This is a genomic window from Ilyobacter sp. (assembly GCF_041583315.1).
Taxonomy (GTDB): Bacteria; Fusobacteriota; Fusobacteriia; order Fusobacteriales; family Fusobacteriaceae; genus Ilyobacter.
Genome location: NZ_JBFHGC010000123.1, coordinates 1 through 5,972, shown reverse-complemented (window position 1 = coordinate 5,972; position 5,972 = coordinate 1). Strand labels below are relative to the sequence as shown.

The 5,972-nt window shown below is 31.5% G+C and carries 7 protein-coding genes; 3 read left to right on the top strand and 4 right to left on the bottom strand.

Annotated elements, in window-relative coordinates; translation table 11 throughout:
- The first annotated feature begins 99 nt into the window (after nucleotides 1-99).
- Nucleotides 100-261 (top strand): rubredoxin, encoded by a 162-nt coding sequence (locus ABZA26_RS05800; RefSeq protein WP_372713570.1) that lies wholly within the window; start codon nucleotides 100-102, stop codon nucleotides 259-261.
- Nucleotides 262-706: 445 nt separating this feature from the next.
- Here ABZA26_RS05800 and ABZA26_RS05795 read toward each other — a convergent pair whose 3' ends face one another.
- The 3 genes from ABZA26_RS05795 to ABZA26_RS05785 all read right to left on the bottom strand — a co-directional run bounded on the left by ABZA26_RS05795 (nucleotide 707) and on the right by ABZA26_RS05785 (nucleotide 4,253).
- Nucleotides 707-2,050: a sodium:solute symporter gene (locus tag ABZA26_RS05795; RefSeq protein ID WP_372713569.1), complete on the bottom strand. Its 1,344-nt coding sequence runs from the start codon at nucleotides 2,048-2,050 to the stop codon at nucleotides 707-709.
- A gap of 174 nt (nucleotides 2,051-2,224) precedes the next feature.
- The gene (locus ABZA26_RS05790; RefSeq protein ID WP_372713568.1) at nucleotides 2,225-3,118 is read right to left on the bottom strand and encodes a heterodisulfide reductase-related iron-sulfur binding cluster; all 894 of its coding nucleotides are present in this window, start codon (nucleotides 3,116-3,118) and stop codon (nucleotides 2,225-2,227) included.
- A 220-nt stretch (nucleotides 3,119-3,338) separates the two neighbouring features.
- Nucleotides 3,339-4,253, bottom strand: coding sequence for a sulfurtransferase (locus tag ABZA26_RS05785; RefSeq protein ID WP_372713567.1), 915 nt, complete (start codon nucleotides 4,251-4,253; stop codon nucleotides 3,339-3,341).
- A gap of 627 nt (nucleotides 4,254-4,880) precedes the next feature.
- Between ABZA26_RS05785 and ABZA26_RS05780 the strand changes: the two genes are divergently transcribed.
- Nucleotides 4,881-5,141 carry a hypothetical protein gene (locus ABZA26_RS05780; RefSeq protein ID WP_372713566.1) on the top strand — a complete coding sequence of 87 codons (261 nt, stop codon included), beginning with the start codon at nucleotides 4,881-4,883 and terminating at the stop codon, nucleotides 5,139-5,141.
- Between the two features lie 266 nt (nucleotides 5,142-5,407).
- On the top strand, nucleotides 5,408-5,689 hold the full coding sequence (locus tag ABZA26_RS05775) for a DUF1540 domain-containing protein (protein ID WP_372713565.1): 282 nt from the start codon (nucleotides 5,408-5,410) through the stop codon (nucleotides 5,687-5,689).
- 187 nt (nucleotides 5,690-5,876) lie between these two features.
- On the opposite strand, the gene ABZA26_RS05770 is transcribed toward ABZA26_RS05775, so the two are convergent.
- Nucleotides 5,877-5,951, bottom strand: a complete 75-nt coding sequence (locus ABZA26_RS05770) for an SHOCT domain-containing protein (RefSeq protein WP_372713571.1) — start codon at nucleotides 5,949-5,951, stop codon at nucleotides 5,877-5,879.
- Nucleotides 5,952-5,972 lie beyond the last annotated feature (21 nt).

Here is a 5,972-nt window from a genome sequence, read left to right as displayed (position 1 = left end):
TCAGTAGAAGAAGATATGAAAATTTTTGGAATAGAATAAAGAATTAACGATTAATCTAATATCCTAATTTAAAAAGAAACTTTTATAGGGGGAGTAGTTATGGAAAAATGGAGATGTATAACTTGTGGTTATATCTATAACCCTGTAGTAGGAGATCCAGATGGCAAGGTTGAAGCTGGGGTTGAATATAAAGATTTACCAGTAGACTGGGTATGTCCTATATGTGGCGGAACTAAAGAAGATTTCGAAAGAGTTGAATAGTTAAAAAGAAATAATGCTTAATAATTAAAAAAAACCAAACCTGTAAACAAAACAACTTAGGATGTTTGTTTGCAGGTTTTTTTTAGGAGAAATTAAAATTAAAATATGTCAAGTAACATAAGCTACTGTTATATTGCAAGGTTAGGTTTAAAATGGGTATTGGATCTATTATTGATTTAACTTGATATACTGCAAAAAGGAGATCGACTATGAAAAAATTTGTTTCTGTTGGTGATAGTGTTAAATGGGTTGGAGTTGTGGACCAGGATATCATCTTCAATACTCTTTGGATCTTCAACTATAAATAACGGTATACTTCCATCGATGGCCACCCTAATAGATGGTGTACTATCGCCTACAAGGCCAGGTATCTTAAGAGATAAAAAAGTTGTTTAAGAAAGTGTTGCCATTCCAATAAAGATTAAAAAAACCTCCGTCTGGAGGCCTAAATATTTGAATTTTTTACAAGCTTATACCTTACTTTCTTAGAAATATAAGGAATCCCTATGATAAAAGCATTTAAAACAAATGCAAATATGATATAGATATTTCCAGTTTGTCCTCCATATATTTTCCCAAATAAAGCCACCCCACCACCTGTAAATATAGCTAAAATAACATACTTTTTAGAAGCTCTGTACCCTAATATGCCTAAAAAGGTTGGTATAATAAATGCTCCAGAATATATCGATAAAGCTAAAAATATTGAGGCTAGAATTAGCTGCATCTTAAGAGCTATAAATATTGAAATAATTCCTAAAAAAATAATAAATGACCTTGTAATACCAATGCTTCTCTTATCTTTTAAATCTCCAATAAATATTTGTGTCAACATAGATGAAGCTGTTAATAAGGTTGTATCTGCTGATGACATTACTGCAGATAAAAGGCAAAAATACATGAGAATTGCCATCGATTTTGGTAAAATTTCTTCTATCAAGAAAATCAATGATGAATCTACAGACCTGTCTCCAATAAGAGCAGAAGCATGTATTCCCAAGGAAGAGAGTATATATGACAGTGGCAATAAAATTATAATTGATAAAATTATCGCTTTTTTTGCTGTTTTTAGATCCTTTGCACAAAATATTCTAGAATAAATATCCGGTCCAACAAAAAAGGTCGTTGAGTATGTTAGTAACATTACAACCAGTTCCTTATATCCAAATTTATCACTTATTAAAGGTAAGGCATTACTATGGTCGTAGTTGAATTCTGTATAGATAAAACATAAAAGTAAACCAAAAATTATAAATAAAAATTGTATGAAATCTGTTTTTATTATAGAAAGTTGTCCTCCCAAACAGGTATACGCAATAAAAACTAAACCACTTAACCAAATACCACTGCTATACGTAATACTTGTCATCTTGGATATAATCATTGCTGCACCCATTATTTGAGATGCCACTATCCCTGTCCATGCAATGGGAATAACAAATGAAGCAATCTTATTAACTTCCGGTCCATAAAAACAACCTAGTAGCTCGGGTAGATTATACCCTTTAAATGTTTTTAATCTTTCTAAAAGAAAATATAATGCCCCTAAACCTAGAGCAGCACAAATCATAAACCATGAACCTGCCCATCCATTTTTGGTAGAAAAATTGACACTTCCTATAATAGCTGAGCTTCCTAGTATAGTTGCTAGTAAACTTCCTGTAAGTGGTATAACACCTGCATTGCCTCCTGCAACATAGAAATCTTTAGTTCCTCTAATCTTTTTATAAGATCCTACACCCACTAAAAATATTCCTAAAATATATAAATAAAATAATAAATCACTCATTTTGGTCACTCCTTCTGACTATTGCAACTTTTATTAATCTATAGGCTTCTTCATAAAATATGTTTTCTGACTCTTTTATTTTTTTTCATACAAAATCTTCAGAAAAATGTGGTGTGATTTCACATCAATCTGAAGATTTATACAACCTTTGGGGTAGACCCTATTTACATCAATTTACTTTCTCTTATCAAACTCCATTTTAGATTTAAATCTGTTATCCCACTGTTTTAATACCCCAATATTTCTACTCCCTACCTTTTCTTTTTTGTAAGTATCACCAAAAACAAGGTCCAGAATATGTAATGAATCCACTCCACCTGTTTCCATAGATTCTCGACAGGCAGCACAATAAGATATCATGTGGCCAGTTGTAGATTCTTCTGCTCTTTTTTTCATAATTTTTTTAGATATGTCATAATCTCCATGCACTGGAAGTCCAGAAAGACCACAACAAATTGTTTTTTCTCTTGAATTTTTTAACTCTTCTATACTATAGCCAAGCTCTTTTATTATCCATCTTATTCCTTCATGGACATTTTCTTTATCTCTGCCAGAACAAGGGTCATGTATATTGAATATTACATCACTCCCATCTCCAACCCCAACTTTATCATCAGGAAGACCAATCTCAGGAAGTAGTTCCCATAATGATATAACTTTTTTATTTCCATAACGCTCAAATATTTCCAGACATGACTGACATGTTACAATTATAGTTTCTGCTCCTATATTATCAAGTTCTTTTTCCACTTGAGAAAATCTATCTATAAATTTATCCCCACTCTTTATATTTTGGGTTTGTTTCCCACAGCATTTAATCTTAGATCCTGATTCCATTCTAAGAGTTGGCTTCCCGCAACATTTCAGCATAGAGCCAACTTCCATTCCCAATCTATCCTGTAAATGATCCAGGATTTTACCCACAGCCTTAGGATTGTAAGATGGTAAAGAACATCCCGGGAAAAAAACATATTTGTTTTTATTTCCCTCGGGAGCAGGATTTGCAGTATTAAAAATTTTAGAGAACCCTAAATATTGGTGCATTTTTATAGCAGTTTTTGCATTCATAATAACCCTTCCTTTGTATTTTAAAACCAAAATATTTTAGATATTCATTTAATACTGCCCGAATTCTATACCAGTCAGTCTCTAAATATAATTTTGTAAATTGTATAGATTTCCCCTAATAGAACTAAAAACTATTCCCTAAATAAAGGAACCCCACAAGGATTCCCTTTATTCATCTAGGAATATACTATATTTGATTTCAGAAAAACTTAAATTTTATTTACCCCTTATCAGCAGGAAGTTCTTTATGGTACGACCACTCTATCCAAGAACCATCGTAATTTCTTACATTTTTATATCCTAGAAGCTGTGTAAGTACAAACGTTGTATGTGCAGATCTAACTCCCGACTGGCAGTACGCTATTATTGTCGCATCTTGAGTCACTCCTTGCTTTCCGTAGATATCTTTAAGTTCCTTTACACTTCTAAATGTTTTGTCTCCTTCATCATGAACAGCCGTTTCCCATGGTATAAATGTTTTACTTGGAATTCTTCCTGGTCTAAAAGCACCCTTTTTAGTAGTTGTACCCAAATGCTCGTCATCTGCTCTTGTATCAATAACTATTACATTTTTGCTTTTTATAGCTTTTTTTACATCATCTAATTGAGCAAGTTTTGAATAATCAGCTTTTTTATTTAAACTGTAGACTTTTTTATCTTTCTTTTTGGCAAATCCTACCTCTAAAGGAAGGCCTGCTTTTTTCCAACCGTCGATTCCGCCATCGATAAGAGATATTTTTTTATGTCCGTACATATCCAGTACCCACCATAGCCTTGCTGCATCATAGTCAGCTTTTGCATCATATATAAGAATATGTGTCTCTGAATCTACTCCGTAATTTCCTAAAACGTTTTTTATTTTTTCACCAGAAGCTCTCATGCCACCAAATGGATACTCATTATCATCTGCAGATATATCCGTTCTCCAGATATCAACAGCCCCAGGAATGTGCCCTAGCATATATTCAGCTGTTTTTCTTACGTCGAATACAATTATGTTTTTATCTTTCTCTATAATTTCTTTTGCTCTCTCTGGACTCACCAATGCCTCAGGATTGTGATACTGCGAATAATCTTTTGCCATAATTGTGAACGCCGTAAACAGTCCCATTAATAAAACTAATAATTTTTTCATATTACCTCCCAAATTTTAATATAAATATTACAATTTTTATAACACACTTGATCTGTGTATAATGTGTATTATCTATACATAATAATGTTTTTTTTAAATTCTGTCAATTAGAAATATTAAATTTTTCAAATTAAATTGATATTATTATTTTATTTCTAGTTTTGTATGATACTTTGACCGCATTTTATCTAAGGGTTGAGTGTGTACTTTTGATGGTGAATTTATATCTAGCGGTTAACTCACTCCTCCTGACAAAACAATCAAAAAATAAAAAACATGAGAAATAAACCTCTTTAAAATAACCTTTTCTAATTATGAAATGGATCTTCTAAATCCACATAGTTATTGGAATTGTCGCCTGCATACATTTTGTATTCTTCAATATTAAAGTCATTATTTTCTAATTTTTTTAAGATGATTCCTTCTAAAATCACCGATATTATAAGAAGTCATCTATATAAACGGAATAATCCTATTCAATTTTTATGGTCGTAGATTTTATTATTGTAATATTTTTATTGAATATTCATGTTATTAACTCGACTTGTGCAAAAAATTAAAAATAGGCAATTCTTGAGGCAATATTACGGTAACGACACCAAAACATCTCAAGGAGTTGCCCACTTAATGAATATATTAACCATTAATTCTGATGAAAAGAAAGAACCCTTCTTCTTTTCTATTGATGATACTCTTTCTACTAAGCAAATTCCTTCTAAAAATATCCAGAGAATGAAGTTTAACTATTCACATGTTTCTAACATAAATGAATGGTCTTACTGCATGGTTTCTTTACTCGGTCATTCTAATGGATTATTTCTACCTCTGGATCTTAAAACATATCTTTCAGAAAAATCGGGTGCTGAACAAAATAGTTTTTTAAACTAAGTTAGAATTAGCGCTTGATACATTAAAAGGAATGGAGAGGTTTTGAGAATTACTATATTTACTCCATAACTTCTTGGAATTGAATAGGTTTAAGAGCCTAAAACTAATAGACCGGTTGAAAGTTGAGCGAAAAAGAAAAATCATTTCTTATGTATGTGAAAATGCTCTATCTGAAGCAAAGTTAGTAATAATAAAATTTTATATAGGAAAATAGTTTTTTAGAACGTATACTTTTTTGGGAAAGGTCTTGGAGGTGTAATGGTAATATGAAAATGTGCAAAATTTTGGATTGTGATGCTAAAAATTGTATTTACAACAAAAATAAAAAATGTCATACAATGGCCATCAATATAGGAGATACAGAACCTATATGCGATACTTTTATGAATAGCCCTTCAAAAGGTGGTTTTGATGATGTAATAGGTGGGGTCGGTTCGTGTAAAGTTGGAAGTTGTTCCTTCAACAAATCTTTTGAGTGTGCTGCTGAGGGTGTACATATGTCTGTTATTGGTAATCATGTAAATTGTAAAACCTATCATAAAAAATAACTTTTATGTCCTTTCCTAAACAAGGCTGATTTAGCCTTGTTTTTTTGGTAATGTAATACTAAACTGTAACCATGAAACAAGTCACACTGTCCAGTTTCATAGTTACAGTTTATTTATTCTAGAGAGACTGTCGGTTTATTCAGTAATTAAGATTTGGAGAATAAACAAAAGATGTTACATTAACGATTTATTGGAGATCTTTTTTTATTTCATCAAACTCTTCCTTCGTAATTTCTCCTCTTGCATATCTCTTTTTTAGTATATCTAAAGGAGTATCAGTTCC

What these genes read in the sequence shown, in the direction of transcription:
- ABZA26_RS05800 (WP_372713570.1), top strand. Translation starts at nt 100, where the DNA reads ATGGAAAAATGGAGATGTATAACTTGTGGTTATATCTATAACCCTGTA.
- ABZA26_RS05795 (WP_372713569.1), bottom strand. Translation starts at nt 2,050, where the DNA reads ATGAGTGATTTATTATTTTATTTATATATTTTAGGAATATTTTTAGTG.
- ABZA26_RS05790 (WP_372713568.1), bottom strand. Translation starts at nt 3,118, where the DNA reads ATGAATGCAAAAACTGCTATAAAAATGCACCAATATTTAGGGTTCTCT.
- ABZA26_RS05785 (WP_372713567.1), bottom strand. Translation starts at nt 4,253, where the DNA reads ATGAAAAAATTATTAGTTTTATTAATGGGACTGTTTACGGCGTTCACA.
- ABZA26_RS05780 (WP_372713566.1), top strand. Translation starts at nt 4,881, where the DNA reads ATGAATATATTAACCATTAATTCTGATGAAAAGAAAGAACCCTTCTTC.
- ABZA26_RS05775 (WP_372713565.1), top strand. Translation starts at nt 5,408, where the DNA reads ATGAAAATGTGCAAAATTTTGGATTGTGATGCTAAAAATTGTATTTAC.